The sequence below is a fragment of the Rhabdaerophilum sp. SD176 genome (assembly GCF_030143245.1).
In the GTDB taxonomy this organism is placed as follows: domain Bacteria; phylum Pseudomonadota; class Alphaproteobacteria; order Rhizobiales; family Beijerinckiaceae; genus Rhabdaerophilum.
On sequence record NZ_JARJNS010000001.1, the window covers coordinates 147,899 to 172,545 of the forward strand.

19 protein-coding genes are annotated in these 24,647 nt (G+C 64.1%); 9 read left to right on the forward strand and 10 right to left on the reverse strand.

Annotation, left to right across the window (positions count from 1 at the left end; genetic code table 11):
* The first annotated feature begins 52 nt into the window (after positions 1–52).
* The 3 genes from P0652_RS00725 to P0652_RS00735 all read left to right on the forward strand — a co-directional run bounded on the left by P0652_RS00725 (position 53) and on the right by P0652_RS00735 (position 5,583).
* The gene (locus tag P0652_RS00725) at positions 53–2,224 is read left to right on the forward strand and encodes an RNA degradosome polyphosphate kinase (protein WP_284176831.1); all 2,172 of its coding nucleotides are present in this window, start codon (positions 53–55) and stop codon (positions 2,222–2,224) included.
* A 34-nt stretch (positions 2,225–2,258) separates the two neighbouring features.
* Positions 2,259–3,755 (forward strand): Ppx/GppA phosphatase family protein, encoded by a 1,497-nt coding sequence (locus P0652_RS00730; protein WP_284176832.1) that lies wholly within the window; start codon positions 2,259–2,261, stop codon positions 3,753–3,755.
* A 79-nt stretch (positions 3,756–3,834) separates the two neighbouring features.
* Entirely contained in the window at positions 3,835–5,583 is a 1,749-nt protein-coding gene (locus P0652_RS00735; protein ID WP_284176833.1) for a methyl-accepting chemotaxis protein, read from the forward strand.
* 7 nt (positions 5,584–5,590) lie between these two features.
* Here the strand turns inward: P0652_RS00735 and rnd are convergent, their stop codons facing one another.
* Complete coding sequence (rnd, locus tag P0652_RS00740; RefSeq protein ID WP_284176834.1) at positions 5,591–6,766, reverse strand: ribonuclease D; 1,176 nt, start codon at positions 6,764–6,766, stop codon at positions 5,591–5,593.
* A gap of 164 nt (positions 6,767–6,930) precedes the next feature.
* On the opposite strand from rnd, the gene aspS reads away from it, so the two are divergent.
* Genes aspS through P0652_RS00755 form a run of 3 tightly spaced genes read left to right on the forward strand, consistent with a single transcriptional unit; the run spans position 6,931 to position 11,206 of the window.
* Positions 6,931–8,703 (forward strand): aspartate--tRNA ligase, encoded by a 1,773-nt coding sequence (aspS, locus tag P0652_RS00745; protein WP_284176835.1) that lies wholly within the window; start codon positions 6,931–6,933, stop codon positions 8,701–8,703.
* 23 nt (positions 8,704–8,726) lie between these two features.
* Entirely contained in the window at positions 8,727–10,478 is a 1,752-nt protein-coding gene (locus P0652_RS00750) for an ABC transporter ATP-binding protein (protein WP_284176836.1), read from the forward strand.
* A gap of 2 nt (positions 10,479–10,480) precedes the next feature.
* The gene (locus tag P0652_RS00755; protein WP_284176837.1) at positions 10,481–11,206 is read left to right on the forward strand and encodes a DUF268 domain-containing protein; all 726 of its coding nucleotides are present in this window, start codon (positions 10,481–10,483) and stop codon (positions 11,204–11,206) included.
* A gap of 12 nt (positions 11,207–11,218) precedes the next feature.
* Here the strand turns inward: P0652_RS00755 and P0652_RS00760 are convergent, their stop codons facing one another.
* Positions 11,219–11,980, reverse strand: coding sequence for an FkbM family methyltransferase (locus P0652_RS00760; RefSeq protein ID WP_284176838.1), 762 nt, complete (start codon positions 11,978–11,980; stop codon positions 11,219–11,221).
* A 98-nt stretch (positions 11,981–12,078) separates the two neighbouring features.
* Positions 12,079–13,047, reverse strand: coding sequence for a hypothetical protein (locus P0652_RS00765; RefSeq protein WP_284176839.1), 969 nt, complete (start codon positions 13,045–13,047; stop codon positions 12,079–12,081).
* A gap of 57 nt (positions 13,048–13,104) precedes the next feature.
* Between P0652_RS00765 and P0652_RS00770 the strand changes: the two genes are divergently transcribed.
* Positions 13,105–13,842 carry a hypothetical protein gene (locus tag P0652_RS00770; RefSeq protein ID WP_284176840.1) on the forward strand — a complete coding sequence of 246 codons (738 nt, stop codon included), beginning with the start codon at positions 13,105–13,107 and terminating at the stop codon, positions 13,840–13,842.
* 12 nt (positions 13,843–13,854) lie between these two features.
* Here P0652_RS00770 and P0652_RS00775 read toward each other — a convergent pair whose 3' ends face one another.
* Both P0652_RS00775 and P0652_RS00780 read right to left on the reverse strand, forming a co-directional pair.
* Positions 13,855–14,730 (reverse strand): alpha-1,2-fucosyltransferase, encoded by an 876-nt coding sequence (locus P0652_RS00775; protein ID WP_284176841.1) that lies wholly within the window; start codon positions 14,728–14,730, stop codon positions 13,855–13,857.
* Positions 14,731–14,734: 4 nt separating this feature from the next.
* Entirely contained in the window at positions 14,735–15,463 is a 729-nt protein-coding gene (locus P0652_RS00780) for a class I SAM-dependent methyltransferase (protein ID WP_284176842.1), read from the reverse strand.
* 151 nt (positions 15,464–15,614) lie between these two features.
* On the opposite strand from P0652_RS00780, the gene asnB reads away from it, so the two are divergent.
* Positions 15,615–17,570 carry an asparagine synthase (glutamine-hydrolyzing) gene (gene asnB, locus P0652_RS00785; protein WP_284176843.1) on the forward strand — a complete coding sequence of 652 codons (1,956 nt, stop codon included), beginning with the start codon at positions 15,615–15,617 and terminating at the stop codon, positions 17,568–17,570.
* A gap of 12 nt (positions 17,571–17,582) precedes the next feature.
* On the opposite strand, the gene P0652_RS00790 is transcribed toward asnB, so the two are convergent.
* From P0652_RS00790 to P0652_RS00800, 3 genes are read right to left on the reverse strand one after another with little or no spacing between them, the layout of a single operon-like run.
* Entirely contained in the window at positions 17,583–18,524 is a 942-nt protein-coding gene (locus P0652_RS00790; RefSeq protein WP_284176844.1) for a glycosyltransferase family 2 protein, read from the reverse strand.
* Between the two features lie 60 nt (positions 18,525–18,584).
* The gene (locus P0652_RS00795; protein WP_284176845.1) at positions 18,585–19,307 is read right to left on the reverse strand and encodes a protein tyrosine phosphatase family protein; all 723 of its coding nucleotides are present in this window, start codon (positions 19,305–19,307) and stop codon (positions 18,585–18,587) included.
* A gap of 3 nt (positions 19,308–19,310) precedes the next feature.
* Positions 19,311–19,523 (reverse strand): alkylphosphonate utilization protein, encoded by a 213-nt coding sequence (locus tag P0652_RS00800; RefSeq protein WP_284176846.1) that lies wholly within the window; start codon positions 19,521–19,523, stop codon positions 19,311–19,313.
* A gap of 183 nt (positions 19,524–19,706) precedes the next feature.
* On the opposite strand from P0652_RS00800, the gene P0652_RS00805 reads away from it, so the two are divergent.
* Positions 19,707–21,992, forward strand: coding sequence for an NADP-dependent malic enzyme (locus P0652_RS00805; protein WP_284176847.1), 2,286 nt, complete (start codon positions 19,707–19,709; stop codon positions 21,990–21,992).
* Between the two features lie 78 nt (positions 21,993–22,070).
* Here P0652_RS00805 and P0652_RS00810 read toward each other — a convergent pair whose 3' ends face one another.
* Together P0652_RS00810 and P0652_RS00815 are read right to left on the reverse strand one after the other, a co-directional pair.
* On the reverse strand, positions 22,071–23,957 hold the full coding sequence (locus P0652_RS00810; protein WP_284176848.1) for an aq_1923 C-terminal domain: 1,887 nt from the start codon (positions 23,955–23,957) through the stop codon (positions 22,071–22,073).
* A 182-nt stretch (positions 23,958–24,139) separates the two neighbouring features.
* Positions 24,140–24,532 (reverse strand): HesB/IscA family protein, encoded by a 393-nt coding sequence (locus tag P0652_RS00815; RefSeq protein ID WP_284176849.1) that lies wholly within the window; start codon positions 24,530–24,532, stop codon positions 24,140–24,142.
* Positions 24,533–24,647: the final 115 nt, after the last annotated feature.

Genomic DNA, 24,647 nt, shown 5'->3' on the forward strand with positions numbered 1-24,647 from the left:
ATCAATCCAGAGCGCGAGAATGCCTCCGCAAACAGCAGGACGGACCGCAACCATGCCCATTTCGCAAGATGTCAGCGGCCTGTCGCCGGAAGAGCTGGCGAATCATCCATCGCGTTTCGTGAACCGGGAGCTGTCCTGGCTGCAATTCAACCGGCGGGTGATGGAAGAGGCCGGGAATGCCGGGCATCCGTTGCTGGAGCAACTGCGGTTCCTGTCGATCTCGGCCAACAATCTCGACGAGTTTTTCATGGTCCGCGTCTCGGGGCTGATCGAGCAGATGATTGCCGGGGTCCAGACAACGTCCGACGACGGATTGACCCCCGAACAGGCCCTTGAGTTGATCAATGCCGAGGTCGAAGCGCTGACAGCAGACCAGCAGGATCGCTGGCGGCGGCTGAAAGTGGCGCTTGAAGGCGAACGGATCACCGTCGTCAATCCGATCGACCTGACGGATGAAGACGAGGGCTTCCTGCGCGAACATTTCCTCGCCGCGATCTTTCCGACGCTGACGCCGCTCGCCATCGACCCGGCTCATCCCTTTCCCTTCATCCCCAATCTCGGCTTCTCGCTCGCGCTGATCCTGACCCGCCAGAGCGATGGGCGCAGCCTCCGCGCGCTGATCCGCATGCCGCAGAAGCTGGAGCGCTTCATCCGCCTCCCGGACCGCGATGGCGCTGCCCGCTTCATCTTGCTGGATCAGGCGATGACGCTTTTCATCCCGAGCCTTTTCCCCGGCTATTCGGTCAAGGGGATCGGCGCCTTCCGGGTGATCCGCGACAGCGACATCGAAATCGAGGAAGAGGCCGAGGATCTGGTCCGCACCTTCGAGACCATGCTGAAGCAGCGCAAGCGTGGCGTCGTCATCCGGCTCGAACTCGAAGCCTCCATGCCGGAGGAACTGAGAAATTTCGTGGCGCACGAACTTCGGGTGAAGCCGCGCGAAGTCTTCGTCGTCGACGGCATGATTGCCCTGAATGATCTGTCGCAGCTTGTCGGGATTGACCGGCCGGACATCAAGTTCGTGCCCTATGCCCCCCGCTTTCCGGAGCGCGTGCGCGAGCATGGCGGCGATTGCTTCGCCGCGATCCGCCAGAAGGACCTCGTGGTGCACCACCCCTACGAGAGCTTTGACGTGGTGGTGAATTTCCTCGAACAGGCTGCCACCGATCCGGCCGTCGTCGCCATCAAGCAAACGCTCTATCGCACCTCCTCGAACAGCCCCATCGTCCGGGCACTGTCCGAAGCGGCCGAGGCCGGCAAGAGCGTGACGGCGCTGGTCGAGCTGAAGGCCCGGTTCGACGAGGAAGCCAATATCCGCTGGGCGCGCGACCTCGAACGCGCCGGCGTGCAGGTGGTCTATGGCTTCATCGAGCTGAAGACCCATGCAAAGCTCAGCCTCGTTGTCCGGCGCGAAGCTGGCGGGCTGACGACCTATTGCCATGTCGGCACGGGCAATTACCACCCGATCACGGCCAAGATCTACACCGACCTGTCCTATTTCACGGCCGATCCGATCATCGGGCGGGATGTCGCCCGTGTCTTCAATTTCATCACCGGTTATGCCGAGCCGGCGGAACTCGAGCGGATGGCTGTTGCCCCCGTGACCGCCAAGAAGAAGCTGCTCGAGCATATCGATGCCGAAATCGGGCATGCCCGAGCCGGGCGGCAGGCGATGATCTGGGGTAAATGCAACAGCCTCGTCGATCCGGTCATCATCGACGCCCTGTACAGGGCCAGCCAGGCCGGCGTGCAGATCGACTTCGTCGTGCGGGGAATCTGTTGCCTGCGCCCGGGCATTCCCGGTTTCTCCGAGAATATCCGCGTGAAGTCGATTGTCGGTCGATTTCTGGAGCATTCGCGGATCTATGCCTTCGGCAACGGCTACGGACTGCCGCATGCCAAGGCTGTGGTCTATATCTCCTCGGCAGACCTGATGCCGCGCAATCTCGACAGGCGGGTGGAATCGCTCTGCCCGATCATGAACCCGACCGTCCATGAGCAGGTGCTCGGTCAGATCATGCAGGCCAACCTTCTCGACAACCAGCAGAGCTGGCGGGTCTTGCCGGATGGCTCGTCTTTCCGCATAACGCCGGCCGAGGGTGAGGAACCCTTCAATGCCCATCGCTACTTCATGACAAATCCGAGCCTTTCCGGTCGTGGCACATCGCTCAAACTCTCCAGCCCGCGGGCACTTACCAAGAAAAGAGCCGCAGCAGCGGAATAGCCGATGCGCTCGGCTGGCTGCGCGGAACTGATCGATGCCGATCGCCTCCATCTCGAACGGGCCGGTTGCCGTTATCGATATAGGCTCCAACTCGGTCCGGCTTGTCGCTTATGACAGGCTGAGCCGGGCGCCGGTGCCCATGTTCAATGAGAAGAGCCTGTGTGGCCTCGGCAGGAATGTCGCCGTCACGGGCCTCCTTCCGCCGGATGGGCTGGCGCAGGCGCTGGATGCCCTGAAGCGGTTTCGCGTCCTCTGCGATCTTATGCGGGTCGAGCGGCTCTTCGTCCTGGCAACGGCCGCTGCCCGCCGCGCCAGCAACGGCCAGGAATTCATCGCCAAGGTGGAAGCCATTGTCGGCGAACCTGTTTCGATCCTTGCCGGGCAGGAGGAAGCACGGTTGGCCGCGCTCGGCGTCGTTGCCGGCCTGCACCGGCCGAATGGCATTGCGGGGGATCTTGGCGGCGGCTCGCTCGAACTGATCGATATCGAGCAGGGCGAACTGGGGCAGGGGACCAGCCTGGAACTCGGCGGCCTCACCCTGCGGGATGCTTCGGGCAAGAACCTCAAGAAAGCCGCCAGGATCGTCGCGGATTCGCTCGATCGGGTGTCGATCCTTCCGCAGGCGCGCGGTCGCGATATCTTCGCGATCGGCGGCACCTGGCGGGCCATTGCCCGGCTTCACATGGCCAAGGTCGGCTATCCGCTGAATGTCCTCCACGGCTATGCAGCCAATGCCAAGGCGATCGCGGAATTCTGCCGGGACCTTCAGCGCATCGATGTGAGCACCCTGCCGGCCATCTCGGAGATTGCACGGGAGCGGCGCCCGCTCCTGGTTTACGGCGCCCTGGTGCTGGAAGAAGTTATCGAGCGGTCGGGCGCCGCGCGCTTCATGATCTCGACCAGCGGCGTGCGGGAAGGGGTGCTTTACTCGCAATTGCCGCGGGCCCTGCAGCAGCAGGATCCGCTGCTTGTCGGTGCGCGGGCCCTGAACGAACTTCACGCCCGCGATCCGGACCACGCGGATGAACTCATCGCCTGGACCGATGCTTTCGCGCGGACCGCATGGCCGGAGGAAACCCCGGGCCAGAAACGCATCCGCCATGCAGCCTGCCTTGTCTCGGAAGTCGCCTGGCGCGCGAACCCGGATTACCGGGCAGAGGAAGCGGCACGCATCGTCGCCTATGCCGCGCTGCCGGCCATCGACCATCGCGAGCGGGCATTCCTCGCAAGCGTGCAGCATGCGCGGCATGAGGGCATCAGCGAGACGATGCTGCCGCCGCTGCGCGAGTTGCTCTCGCTCTGGGAGGTCGATCAGGCCCGCGCGCTGGGCTGCCTGATCCGGGTAGCGTTCAATATCTCGGCCGGCCAGCGCGGCGTCCTGCCTTCCACACCAGTAACGGTTGAAAATGGTTCTATGATACAATCAATTCCGGCCCGGTTTTCCGACTTGTCCAACGAACGGCTCGTCGGCCGACTGAAGCAGACGGCGCGAATTCTTGGGCTGGGTTTCGAAGTACAGATTACATCCTGACTGCCGTTTTCGATTCTCAACTTGTTAAGCACATTCTTCGTATCCTGACCCCAAATGGAATCCGCCGAGGGGAAGCAAGATGCGTTTGCAAAAAATCCGACTCGGTCGTTTGTCGCTTCGGGGACAACTGACCCTCGCCATGATCGGCATCGTTCTCGGCACCGTGATCGCTGTCGCTTTCATCGGTCGCGAACGGCTGGTCTCGAAGATCGAGGAGGACATCGCCACCCGGACCTTCTGGGCCCTTCGCGTTGCCACGCGGGTTTTCGCCGAAGGAGCACCGATCTTCATCGTGGAGAAAAACGAAGCGAACGAACCGGAGCGCCTGAAGCTGACTTCGCCGGCCTCCTCCTCGCTCGATAACTTCTCGGCCCGGGAACTGACCCAGATCGTCGATTCGATCAGCGAGGCAAATCGCGGCACCGCAACAATTTTCCGCTGGCGCGACGAGAAGAAGGATTTCGAACGCATTGCAACGACCGTCAAGAAGCCCGACGGGTCACGCGCGGTCGGGACCTTCCTCGGCCAGAATGGCGTCGTCTATCCCTTCATGTTGAAGAATGAGCCCTATCGCGGCATCGCCAACATTCTCGGCGAACCCTACCAGACGGGCTACTTGCCGGTCATCGGCCCGAAAGGCGAGCCGGTCGGCATCCTTTATATCGGCATTGGCAAGATCGCCGAACTTCACGCCTCGACCGGCTATCTCGTGCGGGACCTCGCCATCGGCAGCCTTTTCGTGATGATTGTGGTGATCGGGTTTGCCTTCATGCTGACGGAACGACTGCTCCGTCCGCTCGGCAAGGTTGCCGACGCCACCAATGCTCTGGCTGGCGGGGCGGACCAGATCGACATTCCCTGCCGGGACCGGACCGACCAGATCGGCCAGATTGCCCGAGCAGTGGAGGGGTTTGCCGGAGCCGTTGGTCAACAGCGGGAACAGGAGCGCGCCAGCGTGCTCGAGGCGCAGAAAATGGCCGCGCGCAAGGCAGAAATGGATGCGCTCGTCCAGCAGTTCAGGCATTCGGTGCAGGAAACCCTGAGCAAGCTGCGGTCCGGCGCCGACAAGGTGCTGGGCACGTCGCAGGATATCCGCCAGGTCGTGGCGCAGGCCAGCGATCGTGTCAGTGACGGCGTCACTGCAGCCGAAGACGGTGCCGGCGCGATTGCCGAAGTCGCGACCGCAACGAATCAGTTTGCCAGCTCAATTGCCGAAATCGCTGCACGCTCGAATGATGCCGCTGCAGTGGTCCGCAAGGCCGCCGATACCGGCAAGCATGCCGAGGCCATCGCAACCGAGCTTTCGACGGCCGTCGAAAAGATTTCAACGGCCGTCGCCTTCATTTCGTCGATTGCGAGCCAGACGAACCTGCTCGCGCTGAATGCGACAATCGAGGCGGCCAGGGCTGGTGAAGCCGGCAAAGGATTTGCTGTCGTTGCTTCGGAAGTGAAGGAATTGTCGAACGGCACGTCACGCGCTGCGACCGAAATTGCCGAACTGGTGAAGAGCATCGAGAACGTTACCGGTGCAGTGACAGAGGCAACCCGCGAGATCGGGCAGGGGCTCGGCTCGATCAACGAGACCACGCTGGTCATCGCAGCGGCGGTGACGGAGCAGGAGCAGGTTACGCGGGATATCGCCGGCAATGCCGACGCGGCAGCCCAGCGCGGGGATATTATCCGGTCCGGCTTTGAGGATGTTCGGAAGGCCATCGATAACACCGCGAACGCCGCCAACGCGCTCGAACTGCTCTCGCAGCAATTCGCGGTTTCCTCGGATCAGCTGGTCGACGAGATCGAGACGTTCCTGAAGCGCATGGCGGCTTAAGCGGCCATCAGGGGGCGCGCGGCACCGTGACGACGCGCCCTTTCTCGAGGCCGATCAGCACTTCGCCGCGGATCAACTGCATTGCCAACTGGCCATAAATCTCTCCGCGCCAGCCTTGCAGGATGGGCTGGTCAGGGGCCGGGTTCGCGGCAAGCCGGTCAATATCCTCCGACGAGGCGATGAGCCGCGCGGCCACCTGGTTCCGCTCGGAAACGGATTGCAGCAGCACTTTGAGCAGCTGGACCAGCGCACCGTTTCCGCCCGGTCGCTCCTGCTCGAAGGCCGGTATCGTGTCCGGATCGCGGGCCTTGCCGCGCGCAACGGCCTCAAGAATGTCCTGCCCGGCGCGCGAGCGCTCGAATCCGTTCGGGACCGCGCGGAGGCGGGCAAGGTCCTCGACTGATTTCGGCTGTGCCACAGCGATCTCCACCAGCCCGTCATCCTTGAGGATGCGGCCGCGCGGCACGTCGCGGTTCTGCGCCTCGCGCTCGCGCCACGCTGCCAGTTCCATCAGGACCGCCCGCTCGGCCGGCTTGCGGATCCGCGCCTTGATCCTCATCCAGGCATCAGCGGGATCGACCTCGTAGGTGCGGGGATTGGCGAGAACACCCATTTCGTCCGCCACCCAACCGAGCCGGTTGTTCTTGTCGATCCGCTGCATCAGCTTTTCATAGACCACGCGCAGATGCGTCACATCCGCCGCCGCATAGGTCAGCTGTGCGTCCGTCAGCGGCCGACGCGACCAGTCGGTAAATCGCGAGGATTTGTCGATCTTGGCCTGCGCGAGACCGGCGGCGAGGCTCTCATAGGACACCTGCTCGCCATAGCCACAGACCATGGCCGCAATCTGCGAATCAAAAAGCGGCGCGGGGATCACCCGTCCGAGATTCCAGATGATTTCGATATCCTGCCGCGCGGCATGGAAGACTTTCGTCACCTCCGGGTTGACCATCAGCGCGAAGAACGGTGCAAGATCGAGATTGCTGGCCAGCGGATCGACCAGCACGATCTCGTCGGCACTGGCCATCTGGATCAGGCAAAGCTTCGGATAATACGTCGTTTCGCGAAGGAACTCGGTATCGACCGTCACGAAGGCGTGCTGCGCCAGCCGCTCGCAGGCGGCGGCAAGATCGGCACTGGTGGTGGTCAGGGGCGGAAGGGGAAGCGCGGAAGGATGAGCCATATCCGGCCCTTATCCGAAATCTCGGCGTTTGTCGCGCCCGTCCCGACGGCTTTCCCCGGTTCGCGCTTGACAATCTGCACCGGTCGCCGCTCTTGTCGCGCCCGACGGAAGGCCCGCATGTTGCCCGCGGCGTTCCAGCACGATCGAGCCGAAGACACACCATCATGCACCGTTATCGCACCCATACCTGCGGCGCGCTCCGCGCTTCCGACATCGGCACCGAGGCCCGCCTGTCCGGCTGGTGCCATCGCATCCGTGACCATGGCGGCGTGCTGTTCATCGATCTGCGCGATCATTACGGCATGACCCAGATCGTCGTCGATCCGGACAGCCCGGCCTTCAACGCTGCGGAGAAAGTGCGCTCGGAATGGGTGATCCGCGTCGATGGCAAGGTCCGTCAGCGCCCTGCAGGCACCGAGAACCCGAACCTGCCCACCGGCGCGGTGGAAATGTTCGTCACCGGACTGGAAGTGCTGGGCGCAGCCGCCGAATTGCCGCTTCAGGTCTTCGGGGACACGGATTTCCCGGAGGAAACCCGGTTGAAATACCGCTTCCTCGACCTGCGCCGCGAGAAGCTGCACAGCAACATCATGATGCGCGTGAACGTCGTCGACTCGATGCGCCAGCGCATGAAGGCGGCGGGTTTCAACGAATTTGCCACCCCGATTCTCACGGCTTCCTCGCCGGAAGGCGCGCGCGACTTCCTGGTGCCGAGCCGCATTCATCCCGGCACATTCTACGCGCTGCCGCAGGCGCCGCAGCAATACAAGCAGCTGCTGATGATGGCGGGCTTCGACCGCTACTTCCAGATCGCGCCCTGCTTCCGCGACGAGGATCCGCGGGCTGATCGTTTGCCGGGCGAGTTCTACCAGCTCGACGTTGAAATGAGCTTCGTCGAGCAGAGCGACGTCTTCGCGACGATGGAGCCGGTCATCCGCGGCATCTTCGAGGAATTCGGCGGCGGCCGCCCGGTGACACCATCGCCCTGGCCGCGCATTCCCTATGCCGAAGCCATGGCGAAATACGGCTCGGACAAGCCGGACTTGCGCAACCCCATCGTGATGCAGGATGTTTCGGATGTCTTCCGCGACAGCGGCTTCAAGGTCTTTGCGCGCATCCTCGAGGACGCAAAGAACCAGGTCTGGGCCATTCCCGCGCCGGGCGGCGGCAGCCGCGCCTTCTGTGACCGCATGAATAGCTGGGCGCAGGGCGAGGGCCAGCCGGGGCTGGGGTATATCATGTGGAAGGACGGGCAGGGCGCCGGCCCGATCGCCAACAATATCGGCCAGAACAAGGTCGAGCAGATCGGCAAGCAACTCAGATTGAAGGACGGCGATGCGGCTTTCTTCGTTGCCGGAAACCCGGAAAAATTCGTGAAATTCGCCGGTGCGGCCCGGCTCAAGGTTGGCGAGGACCTGAATCTGACCGACAAGAACCGGTTCGAATTTGCCTGGATCACCGATTTCCCGTTCTTCGAATGGAACGAGGACGAGAAGAAAATCGACTTCTGCCACAACCCGTTCTCGATGCCGCAGGGCGGCCTCGATGCGTTGAAATCGCAGGACCCGCTGACCATCAAGGCCTTCCAGTATGACATTGCCTGCAACGGCTATGAACTGGCCTCGGGCGGCATCCGGAACCACAAGCCGGAAGCCATGGTGAAAGCCTTCGAGATTGCCGGTTATGGCGAGGAGACGGTGATCGAACGCTTCGGCGGCATGTATCGTGCCTTCCAGTATGGCGCCCCGCCGCATGGCGGCATGGCGGCCGGCGTCGACCGCATCGTCATGTTGCTCTGTGATGCACAGAACCTGCGCGAAGTCGCCCTGTTCCCGATGAACCAGCGCGCCGAGGACCTGCTGATGGGCGCGCCGACGCCGCCCAGCAACAAGCAGCTGCGCGAGCTTCATCTCCGCCTGAACCTGCCTGAAAAGTAAGGAGCGGGCCGGCGCCCGGTACGATGGAAGAGCCGAAAAACCAGCGCTATGTCGATCTCCGGCGGTTGGTCTCCGAGACCGGCGGCCGCTTCGTCTGGCGCTATGTTCTCGCCTTCCTGATGCTGGGGATCGTCTCGGCCACGACGGCCGCGACCGCCTGGCTGATGAAGGACGTGATCAATGACATCTTCATCGCCAAGAGCCAGTCGGCGTTGATCTTCGTCGCCACGGCCGTTCTGGTGATCTATGTCACCCGGGGCGCCGCCTCCTACGGGCAGGGTGTGATCCTGGCCCAGATCGGCAATGCCATTGTGGCCGACGGCCAGAAACGCCTCGTCTCGTCATTGCTGGCGCAGGAGGTCCGTGGGATCCAGCAGCGTACCTCGAGCGAGGTTATCGCCAAGCAGGTCCTCTCCGCCGACGCGGCGCGGCAGATCCTGCAATTGCTCGTCACCGTTGTCGGTCGCGATCTTCTGACCCTGATCGGACTGATCGGCGTCATGATCGTGCAGGACCCGCTCGTTTCCTCGGTCGTGCTGCTGGCCTTGCCCGTGGCCGCCATCTTCATTGCGGGCCTCGGCGTGCGCGTCGGGAAGGTTCAGAAGAAGCAGGTCTCGATCGGGGTCACGCTGGCCGACCAGCTGCGGCAGGTGATCCAGGGCTTCCGTGTCGTCAAGGCCTTCGGGGCCGAGCAGCGTCTGGGCGAGCGGCTCGACGCCGTGATCACCGACCAGCAGGCCAATGCCGACCGTGCGGCGAAACTGATGGCCCGAACCCAGCCGATCGTCGAGACCCTGGCGGGCATCGCCGTGGCGCTCGTCATCCTCTATGGCGGCTGGCGTGTGATCAGCCATGGCGCGACGCCGGGCGCCTTCTTTTCCTTCATCACGGCCCTGCTGCTGGCCTATGACCCGGCGCGACGGCTTGCGAGCGCGCGGCTGCAGCTGGAACAGCATTTCGTCGGGCTGCGGCTGTTCTTCGAGATGATCGACGAGGTGCCCGAACAGGTTGAAGGGCAGGGTCAGCCCGTCCGGCCCGGCCCCGGTGCCATCAGCCTCCGCGACGTAACCTTCGCCTATCATCCCGAGGCCGCACCGGTTTTGCGCGAGGTCTCGCTCGAGATTCCCGCCGGGAAAACCACTGCCCTCGTGGGCGGCTCCGGCTCCGGCAAATCGACCCTGCTGAGCCTGATCCTGAAATTCTGGGAGCCCCAATCGGGCGGCCTGACCCTTGACGGCCAGCCGCTCGCGGGACTCGATGCAGCCAGCCTGCGCCATTCGATCGCCTATGTCGGGCAGGACACCTTTCTGTTCGATGGCTCGATCCGCGATAACATCGCCATCGGCAAGACGGGCGCGAGCGAGGACGAAATCCGCGCCGCCGCCCGCGCAGCACAGGCAGATGCCTTCATCGAAGGGCTGCCCCTCGGCTATGATACGCCCGTGGGCGAGCTTGCCGGCCGCCTCTCCGGCGGGCAGAAGCAGCGCATCGCCATTGCCCGCGCCTTCCTGCGTAATGCCCCGATCCTCCTGCTCGATGAACCCACCGCTGCGCTCGATGCGCAATCCGAGGACGCCCTCCGCCAGACGCTGGCCGATCTGTCACGCAACCGTACGACCGTGATGGTCGCCCATCGGCTGGCCAGCATCATGCATGCCGATCGTATCGTGGTGATCGAGCAGGGCCGCGTCATCGAGCAGGGCAGCCATGACGTGCTGCTCGCACAGCAAGGCACCTATGCCGGCCTGTTCCGGCTCCAGATGGGAGGTCGCTGACCATGCAGCCCAAGCAGATTATCCGCGCGCTCCTGAGCCCCTCCTACCTGCGGGATCTGTTCCGCTTCCGCCGGACCTCGCGCGAACTGGGCCGCACGGTGCCGAAATTCTCGAAGATCCGCCCGATCAACGAGGCGACTGGCACAACGGGCTTCGACACGCACTATGTCTATCATACCGGCTGGGCCGCGCGGGTTCTGGGCCGGCTGAAGCCGTCCCATCATGTCGATATCGGCTCGTCGCTGTTTTTCGTCTCGAATGTCTCGGCCTTTGTGCCGATGACGCATTACGATTACCGTCCGCCGGCTTTCGCCATTCCCGGAGCGGATGTCGGGGCAGCGGACCTGCTGGCCCTGTCTTTTGCTGATAACAGTATCCCTTCGCTCTCCTGCATGCATGTGATCGAGCATGTCGGCCTCGGCCGCTATGGCGACACGCTCGATCCGGCCGGCGACGCGCGGGCCTGCGCCGAACTCAGGCGCGTGCTCGCGCCAGGCGGTCACCTGCTTTTCGTGACCCCGGTCGGGCGGCCCGAAATCCACTTCAACGCCCATCGGATCTACAGTTTCGAGGCCGTGATGACGCTTTTCGAAGGGCTCGAACTGGCGGAATTCGCGCTGATCACCGACAAGCGTGATGGGGCCATGCTGGTCATGGACGCGGATCCGGCACGCGTGGCCCGGCAGCGCTATGGCTGCGGCTGCTTCCTGTTCCGCAAGCCGGGCTGAGAAGCTGCGCGGTCAGTCCCGCGTGAAGAGATAGGTGGTCTTGGCTTCGAAAGCCGGGAAGGGCAGGGCACTCAGCCATTCCAGCCACGGCGCCGGCGTCACGCTCTTCTTGTGGACCCGATGGATCCGGAAGCCGCGGAATACATCGAAGACCCGCTTGGTCATCGGGAAAGTCTTGTGCCAGCGCGGATGCCCGCCGGCGGCAAAGCGCGGATGGAACGAGACCAGGACCTTCAGGTTGTCCCGCGCCAGCAGGGGCGCCAGTGTCGGGACGATGGCATATTCGGCGCCCTCGACATCGATCTTCACGAAAACCGGCCCTTCCGCCGGGAGCAGGGCGACAATCTCGGCCGGCGTGATGGTCGGCACCTCCCAGCTCACGGCGGAACCGGTATGATGGACGCTCGACATGGAATCGCCCTGCGCGGTCTTGGCACCCATCCGCACTGTGCCAGCCTCGGGCCAGACCGCCTTCTCGATCACGGTGATCCGGTTGGTCAGAGCCGGGTTGAGCGCGATATTGGCCTTGAATTCGGCGGCCGCGACCGGATCCGGCTCGAAGGAGAAGACCTGCCGGGCACGCGTGGCGGCGAAAAGCGAGACCGGCCCGATCCAGGCGCCGAGATCCAGCACCGTTGTATCCGGCATCAGGTTCCGCGCGATGGCCTCGAAGGTCGAGGCTTCCCAGATCCCGGCATTGACGCGCCCCCAGAACGCATCTTGTGGACCGGAAGACACCTCGAATGTGGAATCATGCAGGCGGATTGTCGGCACGGCGCTTGTCCTTCGCAGCCAAAGGGGCTTCGGAGCGTTCAAAGCAGAAAATGCCCGGCCATGCCACAGGAAATGCCCGGGCTTGGCCCGAGGGGTGATCAGAGGACGGTCAGGGAACGTCCGGCGGCGCGGGCCAGCTTGTCCGCTTCGGGATTGGCGCTTCCTGACAGGATGACCTCCTGCGAAGGATTTGGCGCCAGCACGATGGCAGCCATCTCGCACGCACCACCGACCACCAGCGCGGAGGCTTGCGCCGAAGCACGGACGAGATCACGCAGCGGATCCCGCGCCGGGTCCAGCACCATGATGCCAGCGCCAAGATCGGGCCGTGCAGTGCGAAGCCGCGCCAGCAATGCCGGCGCGCGGCGCGCGGCATCTTCGCAGATCAGGACCGGCCCGGTTTCGGCCGGCGGCTCCTGCAGGTAAAGGCGGGCCAGCCGATCCTGCATCCGGGCCAGAGCGGCCGGGGCAAGCGGCGGAACCGAGATCTCATCGAGTTGCGTCACCCGGATCATCGAAGCTGGCCGGAACAGTTCGACAGGCCGGTGCCGGAACACGCCATCGGAAATCGCATGCTGGAAAGCGAGCGTCCGCCCCATATTGAGCGTGACCAGCAGCAGCGTGTCCGCGTGAACGCCCAGCGCATCAAGCGCGAAGAAACGCGGCAGCAGGCGCGTGACAAAAGCTCCGAAAGAACAATCCGCATCGGCGAAGAGCACCAGCGCCGGTTCGCGCTCGATAATGCGCCCGCCGAGATAGGCGGTCACTTCCGGCAGGCCGCGCGGCGCTTCATGGGGCAGGGCGGCGGGAAGGACCAGCCGCTTGCCGCGCCGGTGCAACTGCCCGCTGCCAGGGTCGATATCAATCTCGCCGGCATGACGCCGCCAGAGCCACGCTGCCGCAGCGGGGTCAGCGCGTTCCACAAGGTCATGGCTGGCGATTCCCGCCGCGTCTGTCCGTGGCCAGAACGGGTAAACCGCCTGGCTGAGATACGAGCGCCATTCCCGCACCGGCTGGCTCGAATAGAGCCGCAGGGCGGCCTGAAACAGCGCTTGACTACCGGACATGGGCCTCTCATGACGAATTCAGCCGCTGTGTAGGCCATGGAAGGTTGGGGGCGCAAGATGGCGCTTGAAGCCATAACGCTCAATGTATTCTCGAACGTGGCCTCGGCGGATGCGCGGGATTGCCTCGCTGCGGAAGCCATCCGCTCTTATTTCGCCTGTTTTGACGGCGAACGGGGTGCCCGGGAGACGAAGATCCGCGTCTTTCTCGATCCGAAGCCATTCCGCGCGAACCATGCCGCATGGATCGATGCGATCCGGCAGGGAACGCCTGGCCTCGAGATGGAGATCGTGGAGACACGTGGCCTGATCGACAGCTTCGTGAAGTCGGTCGAGATGACAACGACGCCCTTTGCGGTGCAGCTGGAACACGATTTCGTTTTCCTGCGTGACCGAATCCCCCATGGCCTGCCGGAGATGGTTGAGGAGATGCGTGCGCATCGCTTCAACTACATCCGCTTCAACAAGCGCCGGAACATCCGTCAGGGCTATGATCTGTTCCTGGAGCCGGTCGAGGGCACGAAAGTTCCGCTCTGCCGCATCAATGGCCGGTCGAACAACCCGCAGATCATTGATGTTGCGTATTACCTCTCGGAGGTCGTGCCGTTGCTCCGGCGGCCGGATGGCGACCGGATCGGGCTGGAGGGCGGGCTCTGCCGCTATATGGGCGGCGGCCAGCTCTATGGACCGCTCGGCTGGCCGAAAACGGTCCAGCATCTCGACGGGCGGGATGTCCGCTTCCGGGATCGTGTCGCCCGCAAACTCTATTTCCTGCGCAACCGGAAAAAGAGTGCCTGACGACAGCCGCGCTCAGAGCATCACCCATCCTTCGGGATAGAGATCACCGATATAGGTCTTGCGCAGCGCTTCCGGAGCCAGCCAGGCCCGCGGCGCGATGACCAGCTTGTCCGGCCGCGGATCGAACCACGCGCTCCACCAGCTGAAGGTGCTGTTGGCGATGATGTGCGCCCGCGCCCGGCTCATCAGATAGAGATCCTCCGGGGCCGAATGGCCCGTCACCGCGCGGTAGGGCGTGCCGGGCGGGATCAGCGCGGGAATGGCGTCCGGTGTGTCGGTGAAGACATAGATCTCGTCGATGGGCCGGGCGGCCCGCGCCAGGGCGATGGCATTCCGGTAATAGGCCATGCCCAGCGTGCCATGGACCGCATTGAAATGCTGCGCAGCCTTGAAATCGCCGACGCGAAGATGGACGGCCAGGCTCTCTGGCGCCATCGACGCCGCGAAGGCGCGGGCCTTCTCGCCAAGTTGAGGCTCGAGCGAGAAAGCGCGGCGGACCTGCTCTTCGGCCGGGGCGAAATACCTTTCGGAATGAAAATAGCCGGAGAGATAGCAGGGCGCGGTCAGTGTCTCGAACCGTGCGTCATAGGCATAGTCGCGCTCGCGGAAGGCGCTGCCGTGCCAGCCGACCGGCGCCTTGGCCCGGCCGAAACTCAGTGCACGCCCGACGCGGTTGATCAGGCGCCCGGCACCGTCGCGCGGCCCGCCGACGATCCGGGCACCATGCGCGAGCCCGTCCAGCCCATAGGCACGGCTGCCGGCCGCCCGGAAGCGCGAAATGTCAAATTCCAGTTCGGTTCCGGTCCGCTGCGCCAGCGCGAAGCCGGCCGCGGCCTGAAAGAGTTGGTTGCCCAGCCCTCCGAGAAGTTCGACGCGGATGACAGCCATGCGCTTATCCCTGCCGGAGGAAGGGCAGGAAGCGCTTCCAGCGGTTGCGGCGCTTTTCGCGCTTGATCACCCGGATATGGTAGAGCCGGGGATGGACGGCATCGATCATGGCATCCGCTGCCTCGGCCGGGAAAAGCGCGGCATGACTCTCGGCGACATAAAGGATCATGTTCTGCTGATACCAGAACTCGACCCGGTCATCCGCCCATACCGCCGATCGCAGCGCCGTACGCGGAACATAGCCTTCCTTGGCGAAACGCCCGGCCCAGTAGGATTGCCATTGCTCGTTCCGGTGCCCTTCGCCACCCTGATTCGGAATGGCAGCCGAGAACAGGACGACCGGCGCCGAACGGCAGAGATAGCGCACAAGCCGGTCTCCGGTCTCGGCCGAGAGATGCTCGGCGACCTCCAGCGAAATTGCCAGATCGACAGGGCGGATTTCCGGCCAGTCGGCCGCCTCGAAATCGATCCGCTCGAACGCATCGGCAGGAATACGCAGCTGTTCGGCGCTGACCCAGGGCCCGTCCAGCCCCCGCAACCCGGCAATGCCCAGATCCTGCGCCGCGCGCAGCCATGTGCCGACGCCGCAACCGACATCAAGCATCGAGGAGGGGCGGAACTGTCCAAGCAGATGGCCGAGGACGATGCCGGCAGATCGCTGCGAGTCTTCCGCGAAGCCCTCGAAGAAGGCCTTGTCATAGTGTTGGTCACGCTCTTCGCTGCTGGTCGCCATCATGTCATCCCGGCCGCTCCGTGCCCGGCGGATCACGCCTGCCGGAACCCATCGCCGCTTTACTTTATGGCGGACTAGGTACAAGGACGCGGGGACAAGTCAACTCGCCGGCCGGAGCCCGTTGCTGGCGGAACAGGCATGGAGATACGGAATGTGCGGGATTTCCGGACTGTTCCGGCAAGGCGGCCTGACGCCGTCGGACCTGCCAGCCCTCAAGCGCATGAACGAAGCCATCCGGCATCGCGGCCCGGATGACGAAGGCATCTGGGCCAGCGAACCACGCGGCATTGCCCTTGGCCAGAGGCGGCTGGCCATCCAGGATCTCTCGCCCGCCGGGGCGCAGCCTATGCGCTCCGCTTCCGGTCGCTACGCGATCACGCTCAATGGCGAGATCTACAATTTCCACGATCTCCGGGCAGAGCTGGAGGAGGCCGGCAAAGCCCCGGCATGGCGCGGCCATTCCGATACCGAAGTGGCGCTGGCCGCTATCGAGGCCTTCGGGCTGGATGGTGCGCTGCTGCGCCTGCGTGGCATGTTCGCCTTCGGCCTGTATGACCACCAAGCCGGCACATTGGCTCTCGCCCGGGACCCGATGGGCGAGAAACCGCTCTTCTGGAGCGAAATTGACGGCGCGCTGACCTTCGCCTCGGAACTGAAGGCGCTGAAAGCGCATCCGGCCTGGCGTGGCGATCTGGACCGGACGGCCCTGACCCAGTTCCTGCGCCACGGCTACATCGTCGCGCCCGCGACGTTCTACCGATCGGCGCACAAGATCCGGCCGGGCAGCTATCGGGTGTTTGGCCCGGGCGAGGGGGGGGCAGGGCGCGAGATCGTTTATTGGGACAGTGTGGCCATCGCCACCACGAGCAAGGCCAACCGCTTCGCCGGCTCCTTTGAAGACGCGACCACCGAACTCGACCGCCTGCTCCATGCCGCGATCCGGCAACAGGTGATCGCCGATGTTCCGGTCGGGGCCTTTCTCTCGGGCGGAATCGACTCCTCCACCATCGCCGCAATCATGCAGGCGCAACGCTCGACGCCGATCGAAACCTTCTCGCTCGGTTTCAAGGAGGCGGAATTCGACGAATCCCGCTTTGCCCGCGATATCGCCCGGCATCTCGGCACCTCCCATAACGAGATCCAGCTGTCCGGTCAGGATGCCTGCGACCTCGTCACCCGCATGCCGGCTACCTATGACGAGCCCTTCGCCGATCCGAGCCAGCTGCCGACCTGGCTGGTCACGCAATTCGCCCGGACAAAGGTCACTGTCGCGCTGTCCGGTGATGCCGGAGATGAATTATTTGCCGGCTATGGACGGTATCATTCGCTCAGTCGGAAATGGGACAGGGGGCTGCGAGGCCAAGCCCATCGGTTGGGCGCGAACCTCTACTACCGCCTTGCCCGTCTCGGGCTGGTCCGCCCGGCCCTGATGCTCGGGCGCACGCATCTCGGCAAGCGCTCGCTGCACGCACTTGAACTTCGGCTCGCCGATCTCGAGGCGCCGATGCGCGCCGGCAATGTGGTGGAGGCCTACGAGCGGACCTTCACCGTAATCGACCCCGCGCATCGGCTCGTGCGCGGCGCCATGCCGGCTTTCGAGCCGCTTGTTGGTATGCTGGCGGGCAGGGAGGGTTGGTCGGCACTGGATCAGGCCACGGTGCTCGACGCCGTCCGCTACCTGCCGGACGATATCCTGGTAAAGGTGGATCGCGCGGCCATGGCCCACAGCCTCGAGACGCGCATCCCGCTGCTCGACCCGGACATCATCCGCTTCGCCTGGTCCCTGCCGGACGAATTGAAGACACGGGGCCGCGAACGCAAGGCATTGCTCCGCGCGGTCCTCGGCCGCTACGTTCCGCGCAACCTCTGGGACCGGCCGAAACAGGGCTTCGGTATTCCCGCCGCAGACTGGCTGCGTGGGCCGTTCCGGTCTCTCGCTTCGGACCTGTTCTCGACAGAACGGCTGAACCGGCAGGGCTTGCTCGACACAACGCTGGTTCAGGCCATCTGGTCTGACTTTCTTGCGGGCGGCCAGCGCCGGGTGAACCTGATCTGGACGCTGTTTATCGCGCAGCTTTACATCGATGCAGAGGAGCGGAATGCCTGATCGGGCACGTGCTCAGCCGCCATCGACCTTGCGATACGGCTCCGGCCGGATGCCGAGCAGATAGGCGAACGAGCCGAGGCCGGATGCCACCTGCTTGGCAGCCTTGAAGGCGAACATCCGGCCCTTGAGCGGCGCAACCAGCGACAATCCGAACCCGACGGGCAATTGCAGGATCCCGCCCAGCACGCGGCCTGTTCCCTTGACGAGGCTGCGCCACGAGGAAGCGGCCTTGCCACGCTGCTTTTCATGCAGCACCGAGATGTTGATCGCGACGCGGAAGGTGCGGTTGAGCTGCCAGCGGAGCTTCATGCGCGAGGCGGGGATAGTCTCCTCGACGACCGCTTCACCCACCCAGATGATCCGCCCGCCGGCCTTGTGGACGCGGCTGAAGAAATCCGTGTCGCTGCCTCCGGTGAAGCGCAAGGCGGTATCAAACCGGAGGTTCAACCCGTCTGCTGCAAAAACCCGGCGGTGCACCATCGTATTGTGCCCCTCGGCCTTGGTCAGCACGGTGCCGGTCGGCCGCTTGTTCACCTCCGGCAGTGCCATCCATTCGGGCGTGCCCACGGGGAAGACCGAGACAACCCGGGCATAATAGACATCCGCCGGGTCCCGCCGCCCCGCCGCAACCAGCATCGCGAGCCAGCCCGGCGTGGCCACCTCGTCATCGTCGATATAGAGCGCCCAGTCATAGCCCTGCTCGACCGCGAACGTTCCGCAGCGGTTCCGGGCGAAAGGCAGGCCGAGTTCCGGCTCGAGCACGGCATGGATCTTCCAGCCGGTCTCCGCAGCCACCTTGTCGACGATCGGCGTGCAATGGAGCGCGGAGTCGTTCTCGATCACCGCGATATCGCAGGTCACGCCCGCCGGCACTTCCTGCGCCGTCACGGAACGCAGGCAGGCTTCCAGCATCTTCGGCCGGGCGCGCGTGCAGATAGTGACGAGAATACGCATTGATGGATCCTTGAAGGGTGTCAGCCGGTGTAATCGAGCCCCGGGACCGGTTCAACAGGCTTACTCGTGGCGCAGGATGACCCGGTCGATGAAATCCGCGATGCCCTGGGCCTGGTAGTCCCGGTCAATGGCTTCGGGATCATACTCATCACGGACCCAGTCCAGGAACGGCTTCGACTCGTCCGGCCAGGCCTTGAGATAGGTCTCGAACACCGTATCCAGCACTCCGGTGCGCGAGGCGCGGATATGCAGGTGCCGGAGGGTGAGCTGGCCCTTCGCCTCTCGGACAGGGCACCCCTCGACCACGGCGAGATAGAGCGCCGAAAGAAAGCCGGCACGGTCCGCGCCGGATTTGCAATGAATCAGCAACGGATACTCGGCCTGTTGCAGCGCATGGCCGGCATCGAGGATGGCCTGCCGGAACGGCGCCGAGCGCGAGAAAAGCGGCAGGGTGAGATAGGTCAACCCGTGCCGTTGTGCCGCCTCGGCGACCAGCGCGTTGCCGCCATGGCGAGGGTCGTGCCGTGCCGTCACGATGGTGCGGATGCCGGCCCGCGCGGCCCGAGCGATATCGCCCGGATAGGGCTGGTTCATCCGAAGGACGCGCGGCGTCACCCAGGCCCGGTTCTTCCAGAACAGGCGAAGGATGCCGAAATCGACAAACAGGAAGTCGAACCATGCTGCGCGCCGCGCCGCCGCATCCACCGGCGGATGCCGGAAGGCCTCACGATCCGGAAAAATCCGGCGCGCCAGCCAGGTGCGGAAGGGCTTGAAGGCAGCCAAGGGTCAGGCCTTCTTGAGAAACTCGGTGCGCAGGACGAGGCCCTTGATCTTCTCGACCCGGCATTCGATGAGGTCAGGGTCATCCGTGAGGTGGATGCCCTTGATCAAGGTGCCGCGTTTCAGGGTCGAGGACGTGCCCTTGACCTTCAGGTCCTTGATGACCTGAACATTGTCGCCTTCCTTGAGCGGCGTGCCATTGCAGTCCCGCACTTCCATGACCCGATTCCTTTTCTGCCGGCGGCCAGCCTGCGCGATTAGGCCGAAATGCGCCGGAAGGGAAGCCGCCCGCCGCCATGCCCCGCCGGAAGGGCGCTCCTGCCGCTGCTGCATCGCTCCCCCCTCGCGCCGCGTGCACCTTTCGTATAACCAGACAGGCAAAGACGGTCGGGGGGAGGAATCATGCCGGTTGAAATGTCGAAGGATCTGCGGTCGGGCGCGCTGGTCTATCATCGCCTGCCCAAACCGGGGAAACTCGAGATCGTGGCCACCAAGCCGCTGGGCAACCAGCGCGATCTGGCTCTGGCTTATTCCCCTGGCGTAGCGGCGGCCTGCGAGGCGATCGTCGAGGATCCCGCCGAAGCCGCCAACCTGACAACCCGGCAGAACCTTGTTGCCGTCATCACCAACGGTACGGCGGTGCTCGGCCTCGGGGATATCGGGCCGCTGGCCTCCAAGCCGGTCATGGAGGGCAAGGCGGTCCTCTTCAAGAAATTCGCCGGGATCGATGTCTTCGACATCGAGATCAAGGAAAAGCGCGTCGCGCAACTGGTGGATATCATCACCTCGCTCGAGCCGACTTTCGGCGGCATCAATCTCGAGGACATCAAGTCCCCGGAATGCTTCGAGGTCGAGGCCATGTGCCGCGAACGCATGAACATCCCGGTCTTCCATGACGACCAGCACGGCACCGCAATCATCGTCGCGGCGGCCATCCTCAATGCGGTCGAACTGGCGGGCAAGAAGCTCGACAAGGTCAAGCTTGTCACCTCCGGAGCCGGCGCCGCGGCACTTGCCTGCCTGAACCTGCTCGTCAGCCTGGGGATCCCGCGCTCGAACATCTGGGTGACGGATATCGAGGGCGTGGCGTACAAGGGCCGCGAGGCGCAGATGGACCGCTGGAAGGCCGTCTATGCGCAGGAAACCGACAAGCGCACGCTGGCCGAGGTTATCGAGGGCGCGGATATTTTCCTCGGCCTCTCGGCCGCCGGCGTCCTGAAGCCGGAACTCCTGAAGAAAATGGCCGCCAAGCCGCTGATCATGGCGCTGGCCAACCCCAATCCCGAGATCATGCCGGAACTGGCGCTGGAAGCCCGTCCCGATGCGATGATCTGCACGGGCCGGTCGGATTATCCGAACCAAGTCAACAACGTGCTCTGCTTCCCCTACATCTTCCGTGGCGCGCTGGATTGTGCCGCCACGACGATCAACGAGGAAATGAAGATGGCCGCCGTGCGCGCCATCGCCGAACTGGCGCGCGAAGCGCCCTCGGACGTTGTCGCCCGCGCCTATGGCGGCGCCTCGCGGAATTTCGGGCCGGAATCGCTCATTCCCTCGCCCTTCGATCCGCGCCTCATCCTCCGCATCGCGCCGGCCGTGGCGAAGGCGGCGATGGAAAGCGGCGTGGCCCGCGCCCCGATCGACGATTTCGCCGCCTATGAGGAGCGTCTGAACCGCTTCGTCTTCCGGTCCGGCTTCATCATGCGGCCGATTTTCCGCGCTGCCCGCGCGGAACCCAAGCGCGTCGTCTATGCCGAGGGCGAGGACGAGCGGTGCCTGCGCGCCGCCCAGACGGTGCTGGAGGAGGGGGTCGCCGTGCCGATCCTTGTCGGCCGCCCGTCGGTCGTCGAACAGCGCCTGCAGCGTTTCGGCCTTTCGATCAAGCCGGGCCGCGATTTTGAGCTGGTCAACCCGGAAGATGACCCGCGCTACCGCGACTATATCCAGACCTATCTGGAAGTGGCCGGCCGCAAGGGCGTTACGCCCGATGCCGCCCGAACGATGGTGCGCACCAACAACACGGTGATCGCCGCCATCGCCGTCAGGCGCGGCGATGCCGATGCGATGATTTGCGGCCTTGAGGGCCGGTTCCAGTCCCGTCTGCGCATCCTGCGGGATGTGATCGGCCTCGCGCCGGGCGTCAAGGAACTGGCGGCGATGAGCCTGATGATCACCAACAAGGGCGCCTTCTTCCTTGCGGACACCCATGTCCACGAGGACCCGGATGCCGCCCAATTGGTCGAGATCGCGCTGCGGGCGGGCACGGAAGTGCGGCGCTTCGGTATCGAGCCGAAGATCGCTCTCGTCTCACATTCGGATTTCGGCTCGCACGATGGAGCCAGCGCCCGGAAGATGCGCGAGGCAGCCCGCATCCTTGCCGAGCGTGCGCCCGATCTAGAGGTCGATGGCGAGATGCAGGCCGATACCGCCCTGTCCGACATCATCCGCGAGCGCGTGCTGCCGCATTCGCGCCTGAAGAGCGAGGCCAATGTGCTGGTCATGCCGAACCTCGATGCGGCCAACATTGCCTACCAGCTCACCAAGGTGCTGGCCGATGCGCTGCCGGTGGGCCCGATCCTCCTCGGTACCGCAATGCCGGCCCATATCCTGCCGCCCTCGACCACAGCGCGCGGCGTGGTCAACATGACGGCGCTCGCGGTTGTCGAGGCGCAGGCTCGCAAGGCCTGAGCCTTCGCCGGCTCCCGAAATGCAAAAGCCGGGCGCGAGCCCGGCTTTTTTCGTGGAAGCGAAGAGGGGAGCCGGCGATCACTTCGCTTCGGCGTCGATCTTGACCTTCTGGAGCAGGGCACCCGGATTTTCACCGGCCGCCATCAGTTCCATCGCCGTCAGCCCGCCGGGCGACTTGGCCCGCAACGTGATGTTCAGCGTGCCAGGAGTGCGGACGAATTTCGTCAGCGCATCCGCAAGCGACGGACCATCCGGATGGCCGCCGAGATACATCCCGATCATGGCCGGGGCGATGGCGGAAAGCTCCATCTTGAACTGGTCGGCAGTTTTCTTCTGGTCCTTGGCGGCCTTGGCGATCAGCTTGTCGATGCCGCCCCGGTTCTCGACCGCGAAGGACAGGCTCTGGGCATTCGCGCCGAGCAGCGTGTACGTCCACGCCGTCATCGGGTTCTCGAAGAGCGGACGGGGAATGTTCCCGACTTCCGCCTTGAGACCGACCTTGGCCATCTTGCCCATATCGGCATTGACATCATCCACGACGAACCGGGTCTTGGCCTCGTCCCAGGTGCCCTTGATCTTCATCGACAGGTCGATGACATCGATCCCGAGTTCGCGCAGGGTCATCAGGCCCTGATCCTTGCTGTTGGAAGGAACCGGCATGCGGAAACCGTTGAGCGAATAGTCGATCTTCGTGGGGACCATGCCAACGAAGCCGCCCATCCGGGCATCGAAGGCCCCGAGCGCGAGTTTCACCCGGTCCTTGGACTTGGCGTTCTTGCCGGGGGGCAGATCCGCATCAAGCCCCTCGAACACCATGCGCACATCACGGTTCTGCAGCGACTTTCCGACTTCCGCGAGCAGGGTACGGAACTCTTCGGCCTGGGCAGAAGGCTTGTCGCCGGGCTTCCCGGCCAGTTCGCCCTGCATGGCCTGCATCGCGCCGCCGATCATCCAGCTGTAGAAATCACCCTCGAAACCAAGCTTCTTGAATTTCATGAAGCCGTCGGCCGCAGCCAACGAGAAATCGTTCATGATGAAGCTCGGTGCAGCACCGCCCGTGTACGTCATCTTTCCGCCGGAACCCTTCACATCGGCCCCGGTTTTCTTGTCCTTGCCGGTCAGTGTGAAGCCGTCGATCTCGCCATTGCCGAAAGAGAGGCCCGAATACATGTCGGTCACGGCAGCGAGCAGCGGCAGCGCAACTGCAGGATCGCCCGGTTTGGCGTTCGACTTTTCAGCGAGCGCGAGAAACTCGATCGGTGCCTTCCGCGCAAGCCGCGCCTGGAAACCGGAGCCAGTCATCTTGCCGATCGAGACCTTCACATCCTCGATCACCATGTCCATGGATGCCAGCTCGTAGCGCCCGTGCAGGGTTTTCATCGGCGCCTTGCCCGTCGGATCTGCATCGAGCATCCAGCGGACCATGCCCGCGAGGTCGAGCGTGTCCATCGTCAGGCGGCCGAACTGCGTCTCGAGCTTCTGGCTGGCCTTCTCGGCCTTGACCGTTCCTGATTGACGGCCACCCTTCACAGCGAGCTTCTCGATCGCACCACCCTTGATCCGCGTGGCTTCGAGACCCTCGTAGACGGTCAGGACATCCTGAATGTCGGACTTGATGCGGAACTCGACCGTGGCGATGGCCAGCTTGTCGGCATTGAAGCGCTGCAGCAATTCCGCAGCCGCATTCAGCGTCTTGACCTTGAAGAGCCCCTCGATCTCGGCCTTGCCGAGGCTCGATCCGGTCACGGTGAGCCCGTTCAGGACCAGCGTGCTGCCGGACATCGGAAGTTCAATTTTGTCGATTGCGACATTCTGCTGCGCCTGCGCGGCAACGATGCCGAACGCGCCCTGATCGGGGATCAGCGGCAGGGCAAGTGGCGAGAGCGCGGTGGCGACCAGCAGGGCGCGAAAATGGCCTGCTGCGAGCAGGCGCGAGGAATAGGTGGATCGGGACGGGCGGATCAAGGGTCTCTCCTGCGCTGACAGTTTCCCACGCGTGCCGATTGCACCGGCGCGGGCAAGACATACGCTACTAGGCAGAAACGCAACTCAAAATGTGCGGCAGCGCACAAGTCGGTTAAGCAAGGGTGACGGCAGATCAGCCGCAGCCCGCACAAAGCATCAGAAACAGCGGGTCAAGACAAGATCTACAGGGCGAAGCTCGTTCCGCAGCCGCAACTGGCGGTGGCCTTTGGATTCCGGATCTGGAAGCTCTGGCCCATCAATTCCGTCACGAAATCGAGTTCCGACCCGGCGAGGAGCGGTGCGGAGACCGGATCGACCAGCACGGTGACGCCATCGCGCTTGATGACCAGATCATCCGCCTCCGGTGCGCCGGCAATCGCGAACTTGTACTGGAAGCCGGAGCATCCGCCGCCTTCGACCGAGACGCGGAGCGACGCGCCCTCGGCCTCGCCCTCAAGGATCTTGAGAATACGGCTTGCCGCGCGGGCCGTCACGGCCAGCGGAGCCTCCGGGCTGGCCTCGCCGATGGGCGGCGCTCCGCCCGGCACATTCTGGACTGCGAATTTCAGCGCCATCGTTGATCGACCGGGGTTCAAGGCCCGGGCCGCCTTCCGTTTGGGTTCACCCCAATGTAAGGACGAATGCCGCGCCCGGCAATGCCCGGTCCGATGGCAGCGGCGCCGCATTACC